At 57.4% G+C, this 19,813-nt stretch carries 18 protein-coding genes; 4 read left to right on the forward strand and 14 right to left on the reverse strand.

The window, feature by feature from the left end:
• Positions 1-3: 3 nt before the first annotated feature.
• From TG4357_RS06405 to TG4357_RS06420, 4 genes are all read right to left on the reverse strand, one after another.
• Complete coding sequence (locus TG4357_RS06405) at positions 4-879, reverse strand: F0F1 ATP synthase subunit gamma (RefSeq protein WP_058262033.1); 876 nt, start codon at positions 877-879, stop codon at positions 4-6.
• Between the two features lie 15 nt (positions 880-894).
• A complete protein-coding gene (gene atpA / locus TG4357_RS06410; RefSeq protein ID WP_058262034.1) occupies positions 895-2,433 on the reverse strand; it encodes a F0F1 ATP synthase subunit alpha in 1,539 nt (512 codons plus the stop codon).
• Complete coding sequence (locus tag TG4357_RS06415) at positions 2,434-2,994, reverse strand: F0F1 ATP synthase subunit delta (protein ID WP_058262035.1); 561 nt, start codon at positions 2,992-2,994, stop codon at positions 2,434-2,436.
• Between the two features lie 382 nt (positions 2,995-3,376).
• Positions 3,377-4,123, reverse strand: coding sequence for a methyltransferase domain-containing protein (locus TG4357_RS06420; protein WP_058262036.1), 747 nt, complete (start codon positions 4,121-4,123; stop codon positions 3,377-3,379).
• A gap of 61 nt (positions 4,124-4,184) precedes the next feature.
• Here TG4357_RS06420 and gloB point away from each other — a divergent pair, with 61 nt between their 5' ends.
• From gloB to TG4357_RS06435, 3 genes are all read left to right on the forward strand, one after another.
• The gene (gene gloB, locus TG4357_RS06425; RefSeq protein WP_058262037.1) at positions 4,185-4,952 is read left to right on the forward strand and encodes a hydroxyacylglutathione hydrolase; all 768 of its coding nucleotides are present in this window, start codon (positions 4,185-4,187) and stop codon (positions 4,950-4,952) included.
• Between the two features lie 172 nt (positions 4,953-5,124).
• Entirely contained in the window at positions 5,125-7,455 is a 2,331-nt protein-coding gene (gene clpA, locus TG4357_RS06430) for an ATP-dependent Clp protease ATP-binding subunit ClpA (protein WP_058262038.1), read from the forward strand.
• Positions 7,455-8,408 (forward strand): M23 family metallopeptidase, encoded by a 954-nt coding sequence (locus tag TG4357_RS06435; RefSeq protein WP_058262039.1) that lies wholly within the window; start codon positions 7,455-7,457, stop codon positions 8,406-8,408. Before clpA ends, TG4357_RS06435 begins: the two co-directional genes overlap by 1 nt.
• A gap of 25 nt (positions 8,409-8,433) precedes the next feature.
• Here the strand turns inward: TG4357_RS06435 and TG4357_RS06440 are convergent, their stop codons facing one another.
• The 3 genes from TG4357_RS06440 to TG4357_RS06450 form a co-directional block, all read right to left on the reverse strand.
• Positions 8,434-10,278 carry a peptidoglycan -binding protein gene (locus TG4357_RS06440; protein ID WP_058262040.1) on the reverse strand — a complete coding sequence of 615 codons (1,845 nt, stop codon included), beginning with the start codon at positions 10,276-10,278 and terminating at the stop codon, positions 8,434-8,436.
• 2 nt (positions 10,279-10,280) lie between these two features.
• On the reverse strand, positions 10,281-11,492 hold the full coding sequence (locus TG4357_RS06445; RefSeq protein WP_058262041.1) for a hypothetical protein: 1,212 nt from the start codon (positions 11,490-11,492) through the stop codon (positions 10,281-10,283).
• A 67-nt stretch (positions 11,493-11,559) separates the two neighbouring features.
• A complete protein-coding gene (locus TG4357_RS06450; protein WP_058262042.1) occupies positions 11,560-12,090 on the reverse strand; it encodes a gamma-glutamylcyclotransferase in 531 nt (176 codons plus the stop codon).
• Between the two features lie 66 nt (positions 12,091-12,156).
• On the opposite strand from TG4357_RS06450, the gene TG4357_RS06455 reads away from it, so the two are divergent.
• The gene (locus TG4357_RS06455) at positions 12,157-13,158 is read left to right on the forward strand and encodes a DUF2125 domain-containing protein (RefSeq protein ID WP_233487437.1); all 1,002 of its coding nucleotides are present in this window, start codon (positions 12,157-12,159) and stop codon (positions 13,156-13,158) included.
• On the opposite strand, the gene TG4357_RS06460 is transcribed toward TG4357_RS06455, so the two are convergent.
• From TG4357_RS06460 to TG4357_RS06490, 7 genes are all read right to left on the reverse strand, one after another.
• Entirely contained in the window at positions 13,159-13,944 is a 786-nt protein-coding gene (locus tag TG4357_RS06460; protein ID WP_058262044.1) for an extensin-like domain-containing protein, read from the reverse strand.
• Positions 13,941-14,858, reverse strand: coding sequence for a prephenate/arogenate dehydrogenase family protein (locus TG4357_RS06465; RefSeq protein ID WP_058262045.1), 918 nt, complete (start codon positions 14,856-14,858; stop codon positions 13,941-13,943). Before TG4357_RS06465 ends, TG4357_RS06460 begins: the two co-directional genes overlap by 4 nt.
• Positions 14,855-15,940 (reverse strand): histidinol-phosphate transaminase, encoded by a 1,086-nt coding sequence (hisC, locus tag TG4357_RS06470; protein ID WP_058262046.1) that lies wholly within the window; start codon positions 15,938-15,940, stop codon positions 14,855-14,857. Before hisC ends, TG4357_RS06465 begins: the two co-directional genes overlap by 4 nt.
• A gap of 202 nt (positions 15,941-16,142) precedes the next feature.
• A complete protein-coding gene (gene rpsD, locus TG4357_RS06475; RefSeq protein ID WP_058262047.1) occupies positions 16,143-16,763 on the reverse strand; it encodes a 30S ribosomal protein S4 in 621 nt (206 codons plus the stop codon).
• 215 nt (positions 16,764-16,978) lie between these two features.
• Entirely contained in the window at positions 16,979-18,043 is a 1,065-nt protein-coding gene (locus TG4357_RS06480) for a Hint domain-containing protein (protein ID WP_058262048.1), read from the reverse strand.
• A gap of 142 nt (positions 18,044-18,185) precedes the next feature.
• Entirely contained in the window at positions 18,186-19,100 is a 915-nt protein-coding gene (locus tag TG4357_RS06485) for a lipid A-modifier LpxR family protein (protein ID WP_058262049.1), read from the reverse strand.
• A 185-nt stretch (positions 19,101-19,285) separates the two neighbouring features.
• Positions 19,286-19,714 (reverse strand): Lrp/AsnC family transcriptional regulator, encoded by a 429-nt coding sequence (locus TG4357_RS06490; RefSeq protein ID WP_058262050.1) that lies wholly within the window; start codon positions 19,712-19,714, stop codon positions 19,286-19,288.
• Between the last annotated feature and the right edge of the window lie 99 nt (positions 19,715-19,813).

Below are 19,813 nucleotides of genomic sequence, written 5' to 3' on the forward strand. Positions count from 1 at the left end.
CTCTTAGAGCGCCTCAGCGCCCGAGATAATTTCGATAAGCTCGTTGGTGATCACGGCCTGACGCGAGCGGTTATACTCGATCGTCAGTTTGTCGATCATCTCGCCCGCGTTCCGGGTTGCGTTGTCCATAGCGGACATCCGCGCACCTTGTTCAGACGCACCGTTTTCCAGCAGGGCCGCGAAGATCTGCGTTGCCACACCGCGCGGCAGCAGATCAGCCAGAATGGCCTCTTCGTCGGGTTCATAATCATACAGGGTGGTTTCCCCTGCGTCTTCCTCGGCCTCGAACGAGGCCGGAATGACTTGCTGAACGGTCGGGATTTGAGAAATCACCGACTGGAAACGGCTATAGAAAATCGTCGCCACATCAAATTCACCGGCGTCGAAGCGATTGAGAAGATCGCGTGCGATGTCTTGTGCATTGACGTACCCGACCGATTTCACCTCGGCCAGATCAACGTGGCCGATAAACAGATCGCCCAAGTCTCGTTTCAGCTGTTCACGACCTTTTTTGCCAACAGTCAAAATCTTGACCGTCTTGCCTTGGGCAACCAGTTCCTGAGCTTTGCTGCGGGCCGTCTTCACGATCGAGCTGTTAAAGCCACCGCACAGACCGCGTTCGGAGGTCATGACCACCAACAGCTGCACCTGATCCGATCCGGTTCCCGACAGCAGCTTAGGGGCGCTGTCGGAAGATCCAACCGAGGCGGCCAGTCCGGCCATGACGGCATTGAACCGTTCGGTATACGGACGCGAAGCTTCTGCAGCATCCTGCGCGCGGCGAAGCTTCGCCGCGGCAACCATCTGCATGGCCTTGGTGATCTTACGAGTGTTTTTCACACTCCCGATCCGGTTTTTTAGGTCCTTGAGATTCGGCATTGCCTTATCTCCCCCTTATGCGAAGTCAGCGGCGAAATCGTCCAGCGCAGCCTTGATTTTGTCTGCCAGCTCGCCTTTGACCTTCCGGTCATTGTTGGTGATATCTGCCAACAAATCGGCGTTCTTGCCGCGCAGATGCGCCAGCATGCCAGCTTCGAACCGACCGACATCCTTAACGTCGATTTTATCCAGGTAACCGTTGGTGCCTGCGTAAATAACGCAAACGATTTCGGCACTGGTCAGCGGCGAATATTGTGGCTGCTTCATCAGTTCGGTCAGGCGTGCGCCACGATTCAGAAGCTGCTGGGTTGCGGTATCAAGGTCGGACCCGAACTGTGCAAACGCGGCCATTTCGCGGTACTGAGCCAGCGACAGTTTCACCGGACCAGCAACCGAAGACATTGCTTTGGTTTGAGCCGACGATCCAACACGCGACACCGAAAGACCGGTGTTCACAGCAGGGCGGATACCCTGGTAGAACAGTTCGGTTTCCAAGAAGATCTGACCGTCGGTGATCGAAATCACGTTGGTCGGAATAAACGCGGACACGTCGCCGCCTTGGGTTTCGATGATCGGCAACGCGGTCAGGGACCCCGAACCGTAATCTTCGTTCAGCTTTGCCGAACGTTCCAGCAGGCGCGAATGAAGATAGAAAACGTCACCCGGATAAGCTTCACGCCCCGGCGGACGACGCAGCAGCAGCGACATCTGGCGATAGGACACAGCCTGTTTCGACAAGTCATCATAGATGATCAGAGCGTGGCGACCGTTGTCCCGGAAATGTTCGGCCATGGCAGTTGCCGAATAGGGGGCCAAGAACTGCATCGGCGCCGGATCGGACGCGGTAGCAGCCACAACGATCGTGTACTCGATCGCGCCACTTTCTTCGAGCTTCTTCACCAACTGCGCAACGGTCGAACGCTTCTGACCGATTGCAACATAGATGCAGTACAGTTTCTTCGACTCATCATCACCAGCGGCTTCGTTATACGATTTCTGGTTCAAGATGGTGTCGAGAGCGATCGCGGTTTTACCGGTCTGACGGTCGCCAATGATCAATTCGCGTTGGCCACGGCCTACGGGGATCATCGCGTCCACAGATTTCAGGCCGGTCGCCATCGGTTCATGCACGGATTTACGCGGGATAATGCCCGGCGCTTTCACGTCAGCGACAAGGCGCTTGGATGCGTTCAGATCACCTTTGCCATCAATCGGGTTGCCCAGACCATCAACAACGCGGCCCAGAAGTTCGTCACCGGCAGGCACGTCAACGATGGAGTTGGTGCGCTTGACAGTATCGCCTTCCTTGATGTCGCGGTCAGTACCGAAGATCACGACGCCGACATTGTCGCTTTCCAGGTTCAGAGCCATCCCGCGGACACCGCCGGGGAATTCGACCATTTCACCAGCCTGAACATTGTCGAGGCCATAGACGCGGGCAATACCGTCACCGACGGAGAGCACGCGACCAACCTCGGCAACTTCGGCGTCCTGACCGAAGTTTTTGATCTGGTCTTTCAGGATCGCAGAAATCTCTGCAGCTTGGATACCCATTTATCCGACCTCTTTCATTGCATTCTGGAGGGAGCTGAGCTTGGAGCGGATCGAGGTATCGATCATCTTCGAGCCCACTTTAACAACAAGACCGCCGATGAGGCTTTCATCAACGGTCGCATTCAGTTTGACTTCTTTCCCGACGCTGGCGGTCAGGGTTTTGGCCAGCTTATCCGACTGAGCCTTGGTCAACGCTTTGGCGCTGGTAACATCGGCGGTCACTTCACCCTTGTCTTCGGCAATCAGCGCTGCCAGCTGCTGCAACAGCTGCGGCAGAACGAACAGACGACGCTTCTGCGCCATCAGTGCCAGACCGTCCTTCATCACAGGACGCAGGCCCATCTTGTCCGCCACGGCGGTGATGGCCTTTTGTTGATCTTCGCGCGATACCAGCGGCGAGCTGATCAGCCCACGCAAATCGTCGCTTTCCGCCAAAGCGGCGGAAAGATCGGCTACATTAGGTTCGATTTTCGCGAGAGTCTTATTCTCTTTCGCGATCTCGAAGATGGCGGTGGCATAGCGTGCAGCAATGCCTGAGGAGATCGAAGCTGGTTCGGACACGTCCACCCTTCCGACTATTCTGGCCCCGTCTCGGGCCGCTTGGACCCGCCCCGAAGGCGTTTGGATCATTGACCTGCGTCAACGCATCAAAATCGGCGTGGGTGTAGCAGAGCAATCCTCACCTAGCAACCTGCTATAGATTCTTCGTATACAAAAGAATACCACTTATTTTCAAATAGTTAATCTGGGTGCGACCGTTTGCACATCAATTCGGGTGTAAAAAAAGCACTCCTTTTCCACAGCTTTTTCGATTCCCTACCTGCAATGGTGGCAAATCCACCACAAAGCGTTAACGCTATCGGTCATAGCAAGCGCAAGAGTCGGGTCGAACCGGAGTGAACACACGACCTTATCTCCATCCGTTTCAACTGTCTGAAACGATCTAAACCGGCTTCGGTTTCTTTGCCGGCGTGGGCGACAGGATCGACAGCGGCTTGCGCACCGCTTCGCGCAGGCCCGGCCCGCTGGGGGCTTGGACGCGTTTTGACACCTCAACCATGATCACCCCGCCAGACACCACCATCGACAGGGAATGCCCCATCTGTTCCAACATCGCGCCGGTCTTGCGCCAGAACCGACGTTGCGACGGGGGTTGATACAGCGTGGTTTCGTTGCGTTCCGGCATGAAGTGATGCCGCTTCAACTGATTTTCCAACTGGCTTAACGTGTAGGGTCGGCCATATCCGAACGGTGTGCGATCGCTGCGCGACCACAGTCCGGCACGATTGGGGACGATAAACAAGGCTTTGCCCCCCGGCCCGAGCACCCGAAAACATTCGTCGAGCAACGCAGAGGGCTGTTCGCTGGTTTCCAATCCGTGCATCAACACCAGTCTATCGACATGGCCCGTTTCAATCGGCCAGGACACTTCTTCGCACAACACCGACAGGTTTGGCATCCCTGCGGGCCAGGGCATTACCCCTTGCGGGCCAGGCATCAATGCGGTCACCCGCCGGGCATCCTTCAGATAGGGGCGCAACAACGGCACCGCGAAACCGAACCCGACCACGGTCTGCCCATGCGCTTCGGGCCACATCTTCTTGACCTCGTCGCGCACGGTTTTCTGCGCCGCGCGCCCCAAAGTGCTGCGGTAGTAGAAATTGCGCAGGTCTTGAACATCAAGATGCATTGCAGCCGGTTCCCTGATCCGCCACTGTGGGCCTAGAATAACAATCAGTTGAGGAAATGCCATGCCCCTTGAGCTTGTCACCGTCCCCTGTCTTAAGGATAATTACGCTTATCTGGTGCATGACGCGGAAACTGGTGAAACCGCGCTGATCGATGCGCCCGAAGCGGGGGCTATCGCCGCCGTACTGGAAGACAAGGGCTGGACGCTCAGTCATGTGCTGCTGACACATCATCACTGGGACCATATCGATGGGCTGACCGACCTGCTGAAAGATCATCCCGCAAAAGTGATTGGCGCGAAAATCGACGCCCATCGGTTGCCACCACTGGATCGTGCGGTGGTCGAAGGGGACACGCTGATTATCGGCAGCGAAGCGATACAGGTGATCGATGTGTCCGGGCACACGATTGGCCATATCGCGTTCTATTTCCCCGAAAGCAAGTTGGCGTTTACCGCTGACAGCCTGATGGCGCTGGGATGCGGGCGGTTGTTCGAAGGCACCCCGGACCAAATGTTCGACAGCCTGTCGAAACTTGCGACGTTGCCAGCGGACACAATGATCTGTTCCGGTCATGAATACACCCAATCGAACGGGAAATTCGCGCTGACCATTGATCCTGACAATCCTGCGCTTATCTCTCGTATGAGGCAGGTCCAAACGGCACGTGAACAGGGTGAAGCGACCGTTCCCAGCATGTTATCGGAAGAGCTGGCAACAAACCCGTTCCTGCGCTGCAATGATCCCGGCATAAAGGCGTCAGTTGGCATGATCGATGCACAGCCTTCAGCAGTCTTCGCCGAGATCAGAAAGCGTAAGGATAATTTCTGAACACGCGCCCAGCGGATCGGCAAATGTAAGAATTATAAGGTGTCACAGGTAGAAAAGACTTGAAGCCGACAGGATATCGACCAAACTTTAATGTTAACAGGCCATGGTCGACCGGACGTTGTAGTAAACAAGCTTCGGATTTTTCGACCCAATTATTGGAAGGAGCACTGCCGTGCCTTCATTCTCGAATACGCTGGAACAGGCGATCCACGCAGCGCTGGCTTTGGCCAATGCCCGCAAACACGAATTTGCAACGCTGGAACATCTTCTACTCGCTCTGATCGACGAACCCGACGCGTTGCGCGTGCTCAAGGCCTGTTCGGTGGACACCGAAGAACTGCGTGGCACCCTGATCGAATTTGTCGACGACGACCTGTCCAATCTGGTTACCGAAATCGATGGATCCGAAGCGGTCCCCACCGCTGCCTTCCAGCGGGTGATTCAGCGTGCCGCGATTCACGTCCAAAGCTCTGGCCGGACAGAAGTGACCGGAGCCAATGTTCTGGTGGCGATTTTCGCCGAACGCGAATCGAACGCCGCCTATTTCCTGCAAGAACAGGATATGACCCGGTATGACGCGGTGAATTTCATCGCCCATGGCGTGGCCAAGGACCCGTCTTATGGCGAAACCCGCCCGGTCGAAGGATCGGAACCGATGGAAGAAGACATCAACCACGGGACCGCCTCTGAAACCATCGATCCCAAGGAATCCGCGCTTGGCAAATATTGCGTCAATCTGAATGTCAAATCGCAAAAAGGCGACATCGACCCGTTGATCGGCCGCACCCACGAGGTGGAACGCTGTATTCAGGTTCTGTGCCGCCGTCGCAAGAACAACCCGCTGCTGGTTGGTGATCCGGGCGTTGGTAAGACCGCCATCGCCGAAGGGTTGGCGCGCAAGATCGTGGCCGGCGAAACACCCGAGGTTCTGGCCAATACCACCATCTATTCGCTCGACATGGGCGCGCTTCTGGCTGGCACCCGCTATCGCGGTGATTTCGAGGAACGGCTGAAAGCGGTGATGACCGAATTGGAAGAACATCCCGACGCGGTGCTTTTCATCGACGAAATTCACACCGTGATCGGCGCCGGGGCAACGTCGGGCGGCGCGATGGATGCGTCGAACTTGCTGAAGCCCGCGTTGCAGGGCGGCAAGCTGCGCTGCATGGGGTCGACCACTTACAAGGAATTCCGCCAGCATTTCGAAAAAGACCGCGCCCTGTCGCGCCGGTTCCAAAAAATCGATGTGAACGAACCTTCGGTCGAAGATACGGTAAAAATCCTCAAGGGTCTGAAACCTTATTTTGAAGACCATCACGGCATCAAGTTCACCAATGACGCCATCAAGGCGGCGGTGGATTTATCGGCCCGCTATATCAACGACCGCAAACTGCCCGACAAGGCGATTGATGTGATCGACGAAGCCGGGGCGGCACAGCATCTGGTCATCGAATCCAAGCGTCGGAAAACCATTGGCGTCAAGGAAATCGAATCCGTAGTCGCCAAGATCGCCCGCATCCCGCCGAAAAATGTGTCCAAGGATGATGCAGAGGTTCTCAAGGATCTGGAAAAGTCGTTGAAACGCGTCGTTTTTGGTCAGGACACCGCCATCGAAGCGCTGTCTTCGGCCATCAAGCTGGCGCGTGCAGGCCTGCGCGAACCCGAAAAACCGATCGGCAACTACCTGTTCGCGGGGCCGACCGGTGTCGGCAAAACCGAAGTCGCCAAACAGTTGGCCGATACGCTGGGTGTGGAACTGCTGCGCTTCGACATGTCCGAATATATGGAAAAACACGCGGTGTCCCGCCTGATCGGTGCGCCTCCGGGTTATGTCGGCTTTGATCAGGGCGGCATGTTGACCGATGGCATCGATCAGCACCCGCATTGCGTGCTGTTGCTTGACGAGATGGAAAAGGCGCATCCGGATGTCTACAACATCCTGTTGCAGGTGATGGATCACGGCAAACTGACCGATCACAACGGTCGCACGGTGGATTTTCGTAACGTGGTGCTGATCATGACCTCGAACGCGGGTGCCGCCGAACAGGCCAAGGCCGCCATCGGGTTTGGCCGCGACCGCCGGACCGGAGAAGACACCGCCGCGATCGAACGCACCTTCACGCCGGAATTCCGCAATCGTCTGGACGCGGTGATCAGCTTTGCACCGCTGCCCAAGGATGTGATCCTGCAGATCGTTGAAAAGTTTGTGTTGCAGCTTGAGGCCCAGTTGCTGGACCGCAATGTGCATATCGAACTGACCCGGCCTGCCGCCGAATGGCTGGCCGACAAAGGGTACGACGACAAGATGGGGGCCCGACCATTGGGCCGGGTAATTCAAGAATACATCAAGAAGCCGCTGGCCGAAGAGTTGCTCTTTGGTAAGCTGGCCAAGGGGGGCCTGGTCAAGGTCGGCGTGAAAAACGGCGAAATCGATCTGCGTATCGAAGGCCCTGAACGGCAGCGCATTTCCGGTGACAAACCACCCTTGTTGACCGCAGACTGATGAAGCTCTTCGGATTTTTTCTGGGGTTCGCCCTCGCAGCGCAATCCGCTGCGGGGGCGCCGCTTTTTCAATGGCCGGTCGACTGCACCCTTGGCGACAGCTGCTATATCGAAGACTACGTTGATCATGACCCGGCAGCGCACAACATCCGTGACTTTTCCTGCGGCATCAACACACGCGATGCCCACAAGGGCACCGATATCGCACTGCTGAGTTTCGATGAAATTGACGCTGGCATCACCGTTCGCGCCGCCGCTTTTGGTCGGGTCGAACGGATTCGCGACAGCATGGCTGATGACCGATTGATGCGCGGCGTCACCAAGGAAAACGCCTGTGGCAACGCGGTGCTGATGACCCATGGTGATGGCTGGCAAACGTTGTATTGCCACATGAAGCTGAGCTCGGTGTTGGTCAAGCCCGGCGACGTGCTGCAACCCGGTGACGCATTGGGTCAGATCGGCCTGTCGGGGCAGACCAACCATCCGCACCTGCATTTCCAGGTCATCAAAGATGGCAAGATCGTCGATCCGTTTGATGCCGCCACGACGGAAAGCTGCGCCGATCCGGTTGAATCCCTGTGGGACGATCCGGTGGAGTATTATCGCACCGGTCTGGTGACCGCAGGTTTCGCCAACAAGATCCCCTCGATCCAAGAAGTCCAAAGCGGCGCGGTCCGGCTACAATCCAGCGCGGCCGATGACCCGCTGGTCGTCTATTCGCTGTCCGGTGATGCCCAAGCCGGTGATCTGTTGACGATCTGGGCCAACGGTCCGCAGGGCGAAGTGTTCCGAAAGCAAATACCGATGGAAAACCCGCAACGCGCCGTGATGCGCGCGGTGGGCCGCAAAGCCCCTGCCGGTGGATGGCCGCAAGGTGCCTATGTGGGCGAAGCGCAGTTGACCCGCAACGGCACGATCATCGCGCATCGCTTTGCCCATGTGACGGTGGAATGATATCAGCCACCGCGTCAGTACTCGCCTACCTCTCGGTGAGTTTCAATTCGATCCGTCGATTCTGCGCCCGTGCCTCGGGCGTGTCATCGGGATTGACCGGCTGATATTGGCCGAAACCATTAGCGCTTAACCGGTTTGGCGGAATACCAAGGTTTTGCACCATGAACCGCACCACCGACAACGCCCGTGCCTGGCTCAGCTCCCAGTTGTCGGCAAATTCGGCCCCGACCGCGATCGGACGATCATCGGTATGACCATCGACCCGAATGATCCAGTCGATTTCCTTGGGGATATCACCGGCAATTTCGCGCAGGATCGACGCGACATTGGCGATTTCGCCCGCGCCTTCCGGGGAAAGATCCGCGCTGCCCGATGCGAACAGCACCTCTGACGAAAATACGAAACGGTCGCCGACGATCCGAACCCCTTCGCGTTCGCTCAGCAATTCACGCATCCGGCCAAAAAATTCGCTGCGATACTGTTCCAAGTCCTTCTTTTCAGCCGTGAGTTGCTGCCTTTCTTGTTCCAGTCGAAGCCTTTCTGCCTCTTCCAGCAGCCGTCTTTTCCGTTCTTCGGCCGCCGCGCGGGCCAGAGCAGCGTTAAGATCCGAACCTAGATTTTCAATCCGCACATTCGAGGCAGAATCGCGTTCCTTGTAGTCGTCCAGCAAGGCTTGCAGGCTGGACAATTGTGTCCGCATTGCCGCAAGCTGCTGATTCAACAGCGCCTGCTGGCGTTGTGCTTCGGTGGATTGGGCCTTTGCCTGCGACAGCATTTTATTCGCGGCCTCAGCCAGAACCGCCTGCCGCTCTGCTTCGCTCAGACTGTCGCGCGAAGCCTGCTCAGCAGCCAGCTTTGCCGCCAGCGCACGAGCCAGTTCTTGCTGTAATGCGGTTTCATCTTGCTGCATCGCCGCGCGGGTATTGGCGGCTTCCTGTTCGGCGGCTGCCCGGGCCTGACGCGCCAATTCGGCTTGTTCTTCCGCCGTCAGCTTGGCGGCCAGCGCTTCGGTCAGTTTGGCAGTCAAGTCTATACGCGCCGCGTCTGCCGCCGCCAGCAATGTCAGGGTCTCTTCGGCTTTGCGCCGCTGTTCATCGAGCGACAAGGTTATCGCGGTCAGTTCCGCATCGGCATTTTTCAACTTCTCGCGCAAGGCTTCTGCCGCAGCGGCTTCGGTCAGTCGCGCTGTTTCCTCTTCGCTCAGTTCATTTTGCAGCGTTTCGACCCGCGCACTTAACGTCGCATTTGCCGTTTCCACATCTTTGTTCTGAGCCTGAAGGTCAGCAATCAGCGCCGCCAGAGCTTCGCGTTTTGCCGCCGCCAGCCGGGCGGCTTCGGCCCCGGCATCGATCTCGTTGCGAGCCTGCGCCAAAGCCAAGTTCAGCGCTTCGCGTTCATCGATAAGATCGGCCTGTTCCTGTTGCAGCGCCGCGATACTGCCGCGCGCTTCTTCGCGCTGTGCCAACAATGCCGTAACCCGCGCTTCGAAATCGGTGATTTTCAGATTGGCATCTGCCAATGCGGCAGCCTGATTGTCCCGTTCCACGGTCAGGGACGCGATCAAAGCTTCACGCGTCTCCGCTTGCTGACGGGCCGCAGACAGGGTCGCGTCCAATTCACCCACCCGTTCGGTCAATTGCGCACTGCGCCGTTTTTCCAATCCCAACGCGTCAGCCAATGCGGCGATTTCAACCGACAGGGAATCAAGTTCGCTTTCCTGTCCACTGATCGTTTCGCGCAGCACGAATTGCACCACCATGAAGATGGTCAGCACGAACATCAGCACCAGCAGAAGACCGGTCATCGCATCCACGAAACCGGGCCAGATCGAGCTTTGAAAGCGTTGTCCGGTGCGGCGCGAAAGGGCCATGATCAGCCCTCCTTATCCTTGGTCCGAGCGCTGCGCATTTGAGGGTGATCGGCTTCGGCGATGCGATTCTGTGCCACCAACCGGGTCAAAGACGCGATATCCATGCGCAGTTCAGCCATGGTTTCCTGACGTCCGGCGCTGATTTCTTCCAGAATGCGCAGCAACTGCACATCCATTGACCGCAACCGCATCCGGCTTTCCGCATCCAGCCCTTCGCCGCTTCCGCCTTCGCTCATAATCTCGATCAGCCGCTCCTGACCGTCGGCGACACGTTCCAACGCATCATGAACCGGGCGATTTCCGGCCAGACGGTCGGTCAACCGTTCAATCGATCCAGCCAGACTGCCCAGTTTGGCGTCGACTTCGGCCCGACCTGCTTCGGTATGAACGAACAACTGCCGCATCTGATCCATCTGTTCCAGCATATGATCAAGAATTTGCGCGGCGGCAGAAAATTCGCCGCTCCCATCCCCCTCACCGGACGAAAAGGCCACCCGAGTGATCGTCGACAACCATTCCTCAAGTTCCCGGTAAAACCGGTTCTGACCATGACCGGCCAAGAGTTCCAACAACCCAACCACCAAGGACCCGGCCAGACCCAGCAAGGACGATCCGAACGCCACCCCCATACCAGAAAGCTGAGCATCAAGCCCGCTCATCAAGCGGCCGAACGTATCCACACCGCTTTCACCTTCGGCCGGCGCCAGACTGCGGATCGTATCGACCAGCGCGGGCACCGTGGTCGCAAGACCGTAAAACGTCCCCAACAGTCCCAAAAAGATCAACAGGTTGACGATATATCGCGTGATTTCGCGCGCTTCGTCGATCCGTGTCGCCACCGAATCCAGAATTGATCTGGTCGAGGATGAACTGATCTGCATCTGGGAATTGCGACTGCGCAACAACGTGGCCAGCGGCGCAAGCAGGCTTGGCGCGTGGCGGTCTTCTTGCCGGGTTCCGTTCGAAGCGAAGTCTTCGATCCAGCGCACTGAACTAAACAATTGCGCCATCTGCCAGAAACAGGCGATCACGCCGAGCGCGAAAACGAACAGGATGAACCCGTTCAGGTAAGGGTTGGCTTCGAAAACCGGCAAAATCCGTGGCAGGGCGAGAACGACAACAAAGCCGCTCAACGCCAAGACCAGAAGCATCAGCAAAATCTGGCGGACGGGTGGTGAAAATTGCGGCTCGGCCTCGCGGTCCGTCTGTACCATTCGGACAGATCCCGACACTGTTTTAATTACCAGAACCTTATGCTGAAAAGGCTATCAAGCCAAGGTCTTATGCGCGAATTTCCCGAACACGATCCGACAACCAGTCCAAATCTGGATCACGGATTCCCAGTTGGTGCAAATGCGCGGCGGTATTGTACAGATATTCAGCATTCGGACCGCGCCCGCCATGGGCATGGGCAATCACGTGCGCCTGTTGTTCCAACGCCATTCCGCCGCAATATTGACCATGCACCGGATCGACCACATAGGTCACCGCTTCGACACGGCGACCATCGTTCAGATCCACTTGCAACCTTCGTTCCAGATAAGCAGAACTGACCAATTCGCGTTCGCGCAAGTCTTCCAGGACGCGGCTTTCTTCGTCAGGGTGAACCGCCAGCGCCAAGCCGTTGCATTGCAACGCTTCGACTGCGTCTAGCGCCAATACCAGACCGGGTTTTTCTTCGCTGCCGCGATGATGGATCGACCACATGCAGAAACTGCGATGATACCCCGGCAAACGGGCCAGCACGCTTTCAACCGGGTTGAAACCCGGATTCCAAAGGAGTGATCCATAACCGAATACCCACATTGTCATGCCGCTGGTCCTTTCAATCTGCCCCCTGTAAACACCACAGCGAACGATAGGAAAAGGGGCCTGCGCGTGAAACGGTTGTTGATTGTCATCCTGATCGCTGCCGGGCTTTGGTCCGGCTACTGGTTTGTCGGGGCACAAAGAGTCAAATCGGGCTTTGCCGACTGGTTCGAAGCGCGTCGGGGCGAAGCATGGGCAGCGGAATATTCCGCCCTGAGCGTGCAGGGTTTTCCCAACCGGTTCGACACCACCTTCACCGATCTGGAATTGGCCGACCCGGCCACCGGCTGGGCTTGGCAAGTGCCGTTTTTCCAGATCCTCGCACTGAGCTATCAACCGAACCATGTGATCGCGATCTGGCCAGATCAGCAATTGGTTGCTACGCCGACCGATAAATACGACATCAGTAGCGCCAAGATGCAGGCCAGCGTCGTTACCGGCAAAAATTCCAACCAGGCGCTGGATCGCGCCAATCTGGTTGCCGATAGTCTGCAAATCACCCGACGCGACCACGACGCCACCACGATGACCGCGCTTCATCTCGCAGTACGGCGCGACGAAGTTCAGACCGGCCTTTACCGCTTTGCCCTGACGGCCGACGATCTTGCCCCGTCTTCGGCGTTTCGCAAGTTGGTGGATCGCAGCGACCGGCTGCCGCGCACCCTGTCGGCATTCAGCGCCGATATGCAGGTCAGCTTCGACCGGCCATGGGATCTAAGCGCGGTCGAGAACAGTCGCCCGCAACCCCGTCGCATTGATGTTACGCTGGCCGAGGCGAAGTGGGGGGATCTGGAACTGGCGCTGGCAGGCGAATTGGAAATCGACGATCGGGGTCGCCCCAAGGGGCGGTTGACCGTGAAAGCGCGCAACTGGCGTGAAATACTGCAAATAGCAGTGTCATCCGAAACGATATCACAAGGCTTTGCCGATCAGTTGGAAAGCGGCCTTGCCATGATTTCCGGGCTGGCAGGCAATCCCAAAACGCTGGATATCCCGTTGGATTTCCGCCGCGATCTGGTGTTTTTGGGTCCGCTTCCAATCGGCCCGGCACCGCTGCTTAGGCTTCGCTGATCAGCGGCAATAAGATCCGCTGCGATACCGCGCGGTATCGAAATGGAAATGGTTTTTGTGAAAGCGGTCGCTTTCGGGGCCAAGAACTGTGCCAAAGGTTCCGCAGGCGCTTTTGTGCATTTTGCGCAGTATCTTACCGTCTTTACGCTTTTTCCAACCGTCCAGAACGGTAATTTCATCGCCATTCTTCAACACGAAACCGCCGATATCGACGGCGTGGCCCTTGCCATGTTCCGAAATTCTGGCACCCTTTTGATTGTTGCGGGTACGGCAAGAATAGCTGGCAAAGATACGAATCTTTTCCACGCCACCGCCGCGCCGCTTGATGGCGGGTTTCATTCCCTTTTCGACCCACGTCTTCAACGTCTTGGCCGTGGTGCAATCCACCGTCACCGGCTGACTGAGAGCGACATCGGAAACCGAAGTTACCCGAACCGCATCTTGCACACCGCAGCCGGTAATCCGGCCCGGCACATAGCCCACGGGTTCGCCAACCAGATCGGGATCATTACAAACGGTCCCCCGACGTCGATCTTTGCGCGACTGGATTGCTTGGTTGAATCCGGAATCCGACCGCGTTCTGGGACGGAGCCCACGCAGCACCCCGTTGCGATCCGGGGTTTCAACCTGATTCCGCACCCCCAAGACACGAGGGGTGACATCCTGAATGATAGACCGCGCCAGACCGTCCTCCCGGGCAACCGGGCGCAAAGACGTCCCCGGTGCGTTGGCATCGGCTGTGTGTGCCATTGCCAATCCGATCAGAACCGCGAGTATCTTTTTCATTCGTGTACTTTGACCCGTCCGAAATCCGGGGCTTCGGTATCCTGCCCCGCTTCGATAATACCACGGCGGATCGCGCGGGTCCTAGTGAAATAGTCGAACAATTCGTCCCCGTCGCCGATACGGATCGCCCGCTGCAATGCAAAAAGTTCTTCGGTAAAGCGACCGAGGATTTCCAGCGTTGCGTCCTTGTTGGTCATGAACACATCGCGCCACATGGTCGGATCAGAGGCCGCGATCCGGGTGAAATCGCGAAACCCGGCCGCAGAATACTTGATCACTTCCTGATCGGAAACCCGGCTGAGATCGTCGGCCACGCCGACCATGGTATACGCAATCAGGTGGGGGATATGACTGACCACGGCACAGACCAGATCGTGATGTTCGACCTCCATCCGTTCGCAATTGGCCCCCAACGCATGCCAGAAGTGTTCCAGCTTTTGCGTTGCGTCTTCTGGCGCACCATCGGGCACAATCAGGCACCAGCGGTTGTCAAACAGCGTGGCGAACCCCGATTCAGGCCCCGAATGTTCGGTACCGGCCATCGGGTGGGCCCCGACGAAATCCACCTTTTCGGGCAGGTGCGGGCGCACCGCTTCGATCACCGATTTCTTCACCGACCCGACATCGCTGACGGTAGCCCCGGATTTCAGATACGGGGCAATTTCTTCGGCCACCGCCCCCATCGCGCCGACCGGAACACAAAGCACCACCAAGTCGGCGTCCTGAACCGCCTCGATGGCGCTGTCGCAGACCCGGTCGCACAGCCCGATCCTGCGCGCGGTATCGCGGGTTTCCTGTGACCGGGCAAAGCCCGTCACTTCGCCCGCCGCCCCCGCGCGCTTCATTGCCCAGAACATCGAACTGGCGATCAGCCCCAAACCGATCAGCGCAACCCGATCATAGACCTGGGTCATGTCTCCCCCCTTTTGAACTGACCAATCGCATGCGCCACGCGGCGGCAGGACGATTCATCGCCAATGGTGATACGCAGGCAATTCGGCAAACCGTAGCCGGCAACTTTGCGCACGATCAGCCCTTGGGTTTTCAGATAGGCATCGCAGGCATCGGCTTCGTCTTGATCGGCGAACCGCGCCAGAATGAAATTGGTGTGCGACGGATCGGACGCGACACCAAGGTCTTCCAGTGCCGTCGCCAACCAGCGACGCAAACGTTCGTTGTCCGATCGGCATTTTTCGGTAAAACTCGTATCGCGCAGCGCCGCTTCGGCTGCTGCCAATTGTACGGTGGACAGGTTGAACGGCTGCCGTACCCGGTTTAGCACATCGATAATAGTACGCGGCGCATAGCCCCAACCGATCCGAAGCCCGCCAAGCCCGTAAATTTTGGAAAAAGTGCGGGTCATGATCACGTTTTCGCTGCGTTCCACCAGCGACACACCACCGTCATATCCGGCTTCGAATTCCGCATAAGCCCCGTCGAGCACCAGCAAAGCCCCCGCAGGCAGGCCCTTGGCCAGCTGGGCGCAGGCGTCCAGATCGATCATCGTCCCGGTCGGGTTGGCCGGGTTGGCGATGAACACAATCCGGGTCTTGTCGGTGCAGGCCGCCAAGATCGCGTCGATATCCACTACCCGGTTCTGTTCCGCCACCTTCACTGGGGTCGCGCCACAGGCATGGGCCAGGATCGGATACATGGAAAACCCATGTTCGGTATAGATCACCTCATCCCCAGGACCGGCATAGGACTGGGCAATGAATTGCAGCACCTCATCCGATCCAACACCGCAAATGACATTGTCCGGATCGACATCGTGGATTTCACCGATGGCAGCGCGCAGTTGGGCATGATCGGTCGAGGGATAGCGATGCAATTCATAAGACGCACGGCGGGCAGCCGAAGACGCCTCGGGGCTTGGCCCGTACGGATTTTCGTTCGAGCTGAGCTTCACAACATCGGACACGCCTTCGACATGGGCGGCGCCGCCAACATATAGGTCGATTTCCATGATGCCGGGCTGCGGCTTGATCTTGGTCATGTTCCTGACTCCTTCGGCCTTCCATAGCAAAGCCGCTCCGGGCAGGGAAAGATCGAACTGACGCAGAACGTCTGCCCATCTCGGAGCAGTTGCCAATGTGCCATGCCCGCCCTCTTTTCCTGCGAACAAACAAAGAAAAACCCGTCGCACGAAGCTTCGTGCGACGGGTTTTCCGAAATTTGGATATTCCGGTGAAGAACCCTTAGTTCTTCGCGTAGAATTCGACCACCAGATTCGGTTCCATCATCACCGGGTAGGGAACATCGCCCAAGCCCGGGGTGCGCACGAAAGTAGCAACCATTTTGGAATGATCGGCGTCGATGTAATCGGGCACATCGCGCTCGGACAGTTGAACCGCTTCCAACAGAACGGCCAATTGCTTCGACTTTTCACGCACCTCGACCACGTCGCCTTCTTTGACGCGATAGGACGGGATGTTCACCGGCTGACCGTTGACCAGAACGTGACCATGGTTGACGAACTGACGGGCGGCGAAAACAGTCGGCACGAACTTGGCGCGGTAAACAACGGCGTCCAAGCGACGTTCCAGCAGGCCGATCAGGTTTTCACCGGTATCGCCTTTGACACGCTCGGCTTCACCGTAGATGCGGCGGAATTGCTTTTCGGTCAGATCGCCGTAATAGCCCTTCAGCTTCTGCTTGGCGCGCAGCTGGGTACCGAAGTCGGACAGTTTGCCCTTGCGGCGCTGACCGTGCTGGCCGGGGCCGTATTCGCGACGATTGACGGGGGATTTCGGACGACCCCAGATGTTTTCACCCATCCGGCGGTCAATTTTGTACTTGGCAGACGTGCGTTTGGTCACGGCTGATCTCCTTCTTAAGGGCGTCGCCCCGATGGGCGACTATGAAGGGCGTTGTCCTCTTGGCCTTTGGGCCATGACAGGCATCCCCTTGCAGGGGCCACCAACACCAATGAAGTCGCGCTTATACAAGGGTTCGTGGGGGAGTCAAGTAAAGCAATCAAGGATATCAATCCAACGGGCCCAGCAGCGCAAAGTGCGTTACTCTGGGCCGCGCCCTACGCCGCTTCGTACATCAATATCGCCGCTTCCGACTGGCTGAGGTTGCGCCGCGCATAACCGCCATAGGCATGCGGATCCATTTCCAACTCTGGATATCGCGACAGCAGTCGCATCCGGTCGGTGTCCTCCAATGTCGACAGCGCCGCATTGGATGGGTGGAAGCTTTCTGTTTCCACCCCATTGGCCCAAAGCACCTGATGACTGCCCAACAGCAGATGGATATAGGTCACTTCGCGCAGCTGCGTGTCGATCTTGATCAGGTCGCCGTCGATCAGATCTTCGGCCGAGACCAGCACCTCGGGTGTATTAAACAAGGCGCGGGCGACATCGCCGCGCACCAACATGCGGTGGCTTGGCGACACCAGCAATTCTTCGTCCGGCCGCTGCACCCCCAATGCGCCCGCGCGGATACGGATTGGACGCAGCTTCGGCATCGCGAACAGCCGCGCGCCGGTCATGCGACGGCTGCCGATCCAAAGGATTTCCTCGGCCCCGTTATCCTTGGTCTGAACCCGGTCGCCTTCGCGCAGATCCTCGACCCGTTTCGGGCCCTTCGGGGTTTCGATCCGGGTGCCGGGGGTAAAACAGATCACCCCACCGCTGCCGGAACTCATGTGATTGGCTTGCATCGCATCCAGCGTGTGATGCACCACCCACAGATCGCGGTTCGACGGTGGTATCTGCCCCATGAACATCAGTAAGGGCTGGGCACCATCGCCCACTTCAATAATCGTCAGAGTAAACGTGCGCGACCCGTCGGTGACAACGATATTGCTGTCCATCAACGGCTCATCGACCGCGACCGTATCAAGATCGGTCGTGTTCTGTTTTGCTGCCCCCACCAGACGGCGCACCATGCGCGCTGCCCTACGGCGGAGATTGGCTTCTCCGTCCGCCTGATCCAAACGTAGCAGTTCTGTCGGCCCGTCCACCCTCACCGCGTCACCATGCCAAGACCAAGAGGTCCCAACACTAAGCGCATGCACCGGGGCGGCTTCTATGCCGTCTACTTTTGTTTGTGACCAGGAAATGACGAACGTGCCGCTAAAGCCCGTTCCCATGCCTGATACCTGCCTTCAAACTTTTTTTATTGCTAAAATGTTAACAGAGCCGACGGACACTGCAAAGCCCCGACGTGCCTCTTGAGACGCAAAATGTGCAAAATGATCACACTTCGCAGATATTTACCGCGTATCCCTAAAGTCAAAAATTCAGATTAAGGCGCACCGAGCCGATAAATTGACCTTCGCCTTGGCCTTCAAATTCCTCGCCCAGCCAGGTCAACCCGTAAAAACCGCTGCTGTTTTCGCCCTGCCAATGCACCCCGGCACGCAGACGCTGACGGCTGTCGGTCAAGGTATATCCGCGGCTGGCAGGCAGATAAGTGGACTCCGTCACCTTGGCGATATCGCCACCAATGACGAAAGTGTATCCGGGGTCGGATTTTTGCATGGTGCGGTAACGTTGGCCGCTGACCGGATCGCGCACCAACACTTCGGCCCGACCGATCTGGCCAATAGTGATATCGGCTCCGGCGCGCAGCATCGTTTCAACCCCGACCCGGGTTTCCAGAAACGGCCGCAGCGTGGCGACCTGCCCCAGAGCATAATCGCGACCCAATTCCATTACGAATGTAGGATGCACCCCATTGCCGATCTGTCCGGCCAATGTCGCAGTCGAAGCAGTTTCCACTCCCAAAGCGTCATGCAGCGCGCCCTGAAAATCGTCCAGCCCGGTCATTGGACCAGTCAGAACCATATCCATTCCCATCGCGATTTCGGTTTCCTGCCGCTGATAATGGGTGTGCAATCCAAAAGACAAGCTTCCCGCATAGGGGCGATCGCCCGCTGCTGGGGAAACCAGATTGTCGGGACCGATGATTTCGCCATTGATGCGAAATTCCAGCAATTCGCCGAATTTTTCAGGCAAATCTCCGTCCCAGCTGTAGCCATAGATACGGCTGGAAGCGACCGATCCGCTATGCCAACGGTCCTGAGTATCACCAATGAAATCATTCGTGACCAAACGGCCATACCCTAACCGGGTCCGGTCACCGGCAAAAGCCTGAGATGTCAGAAAAAGCAACCCGAGGGCGGCAGCGGTAAAGAAACGGATCATACGATCACCTTAATCTAGCGCCCCCCAGCGTCCTGTCTTGGTAAACGACAGGCGGGGCGAATTCTAGTGCAGCGAAGCCACAATCGAATGATTTCGCAGCTTCTTCTGGAAATGCTGCAAGGACCGTGCCCGGTGCCGTTAACCGGTATGTACTGGATGAACACCGTTTGTCATATCTGGGCAGGCTATTCGATCACGCTGCTCAGAAGCAGGCTGGTTTCGCTGTTGAGCACGCCTTTGACTTCGCGAATTTCGCGCAAAATCCGGTCGAATTGCTGCAGGCTTTCGGCGCGGACTTCAACCACCAGATCCCAAGCCCCATTGGTGGAATGGATCGATGATACTTCCGGGATCGCCCGCAGGGTGCGGATCACCGCGCGCGACATGCTGCCCTGCAGTTCGATCGTGGTGATGGCGCGCACCTGATCTTGCTGGTCGGCATCGGTTTCGATGGTGAATTTCCGGATCCGCCCGTCGGACACCAAAGCATCGATGCGGGTTTTCACCGTGGTTCGCGACACCCCGGCAATATGCGCCAATTCGGTAATCGAAGCGCGCGCATTTTCGCGCAACGCGGCAATCAACCGGCGGTCAGTGGTGGTGAGTTCGGGCATCTGGTCCTCGCAAACTTATCGTTTTGAAAGTTATGCTTTCTATTTGATAAAATGAATAGTCAAATTGATCAATTTATTGCCTGAAACAAGTCAACAAAG

It is taken from the genome of Thalassovita gelatinovora (assembly GCF_001458355.1).
GTDB lineage: Bacteria > Pseudomonadota > Alphaproteobacteria > Rhodobacterales > Rhodobacteraceae > Thalassobius > Thalassobius gelatinovorus.

What these genes read in the sequence shown, in the direction of transcription:
- TG4357_RS06405 (WP_058262033.1), bottom strand. Translation starts at nt 879, where the DNA reads ATGCCGAATCTCAAGGACCTAAAAAACCGGATCGGGAGTGTGAAAAAC.
- atpA (WP_058262034.1), bottom strand. Translation starts at nt 2,433, where the DNA reads ATGGGTATCCAAGCTGCAGAGATTTCTGCGATCCTGAAAGACCAGATC.
- TG4357_RS06420 (WP_058262036.1), bottom strand. Translation starts at nt 4,123, where the DNA reads ATGCATCTTGATGTTCAAGACCTGCGCAATTTCTACTACCGCAGCACT.
- gloB (WP_058262037.1), top strand. Translation starts at nt 4,185, where the DNA reads ATGCCCCTTGAGCTTGTCACCGTCCCCTGTCTTAAGGATAATTACGCT.
- TG4357_RS06435 (WP_058262039.1), top strand. Translation starts at nt 7,455, where the DNA reads ATGAAGCTCTTCGGATTTTTTCTGGGGTTCGCCCTCGCAGCGCAATCC.
- TG4357_RS06440 (WP_058262040.1), bottom strand. Translation starts at nt 10,278, where the DNA reads ATGGCCCTTTCGCGCCGCACCGGACAACGCTTTCAAAGCTCGATCTGG.
- TG4357_RS06445 (WP_058262041.1), bottom strand. Translation starts at nt 11,492, where the DNA reads ATGGTACAGACGGACCGCGAGGCCGAGCCGCAATTTTCACCACCCGTC.
- TG4357_RS06450 (WP_058262042.1), bottom strand. Translation starts at nt 12,090, where the DNA reads ATGACAATGTGGGTATTCGGTTATGGATCACTCCTTTGGAATCCGGGT.
- TG4357_RS06460 (WP_058262044.1), bottom strand. Translation starts at nt 13,944, where the DNA reads ATGAAAAAGATACTCGCGGTTCTGATCGGATTGGCAATGGCACACACA.
- TG4357_RS06465 (WP_058262045.1), bottom strand. Translation starts at nt 14,858, where the DNA reads ATGACCCAGGTCTATGATCGGGTTGCGCTGATCGGTTTGGGGCTGATC.
- hisC (WP_058262046.1), bottom strand. Translation starts at nt 15,940, where the DNA reads ATGACCAAGATCAAGCCGCAGCCCGGCATCATGGAAATCGACCTATAT.
- TG4357_RS06480 (WP_058262048.1), bottom strand. Translation starts at nt 18,043, where the DNA reads ATGGGAACGGGCTTTAGCGGCACGTTCGTCATTTCCTGGTCACAAACA.
- TG4357_RS06485 (WP_058262049.1), bottom strand. Translation starts at nt 19,100, where the DNA reads ATGATCCGTTTCTTTACCGCTGCCGCCCTCGGGTTGCTTTTTCTGACA.
- TG4357_RS06490 (WP_058262050.1), bottom strand. Translation starts at nt 19,714, where the DNA reads ATGCCCGAACTCACCACCACTGACCGCCGGTTGATTGCCGCGTTGCGC.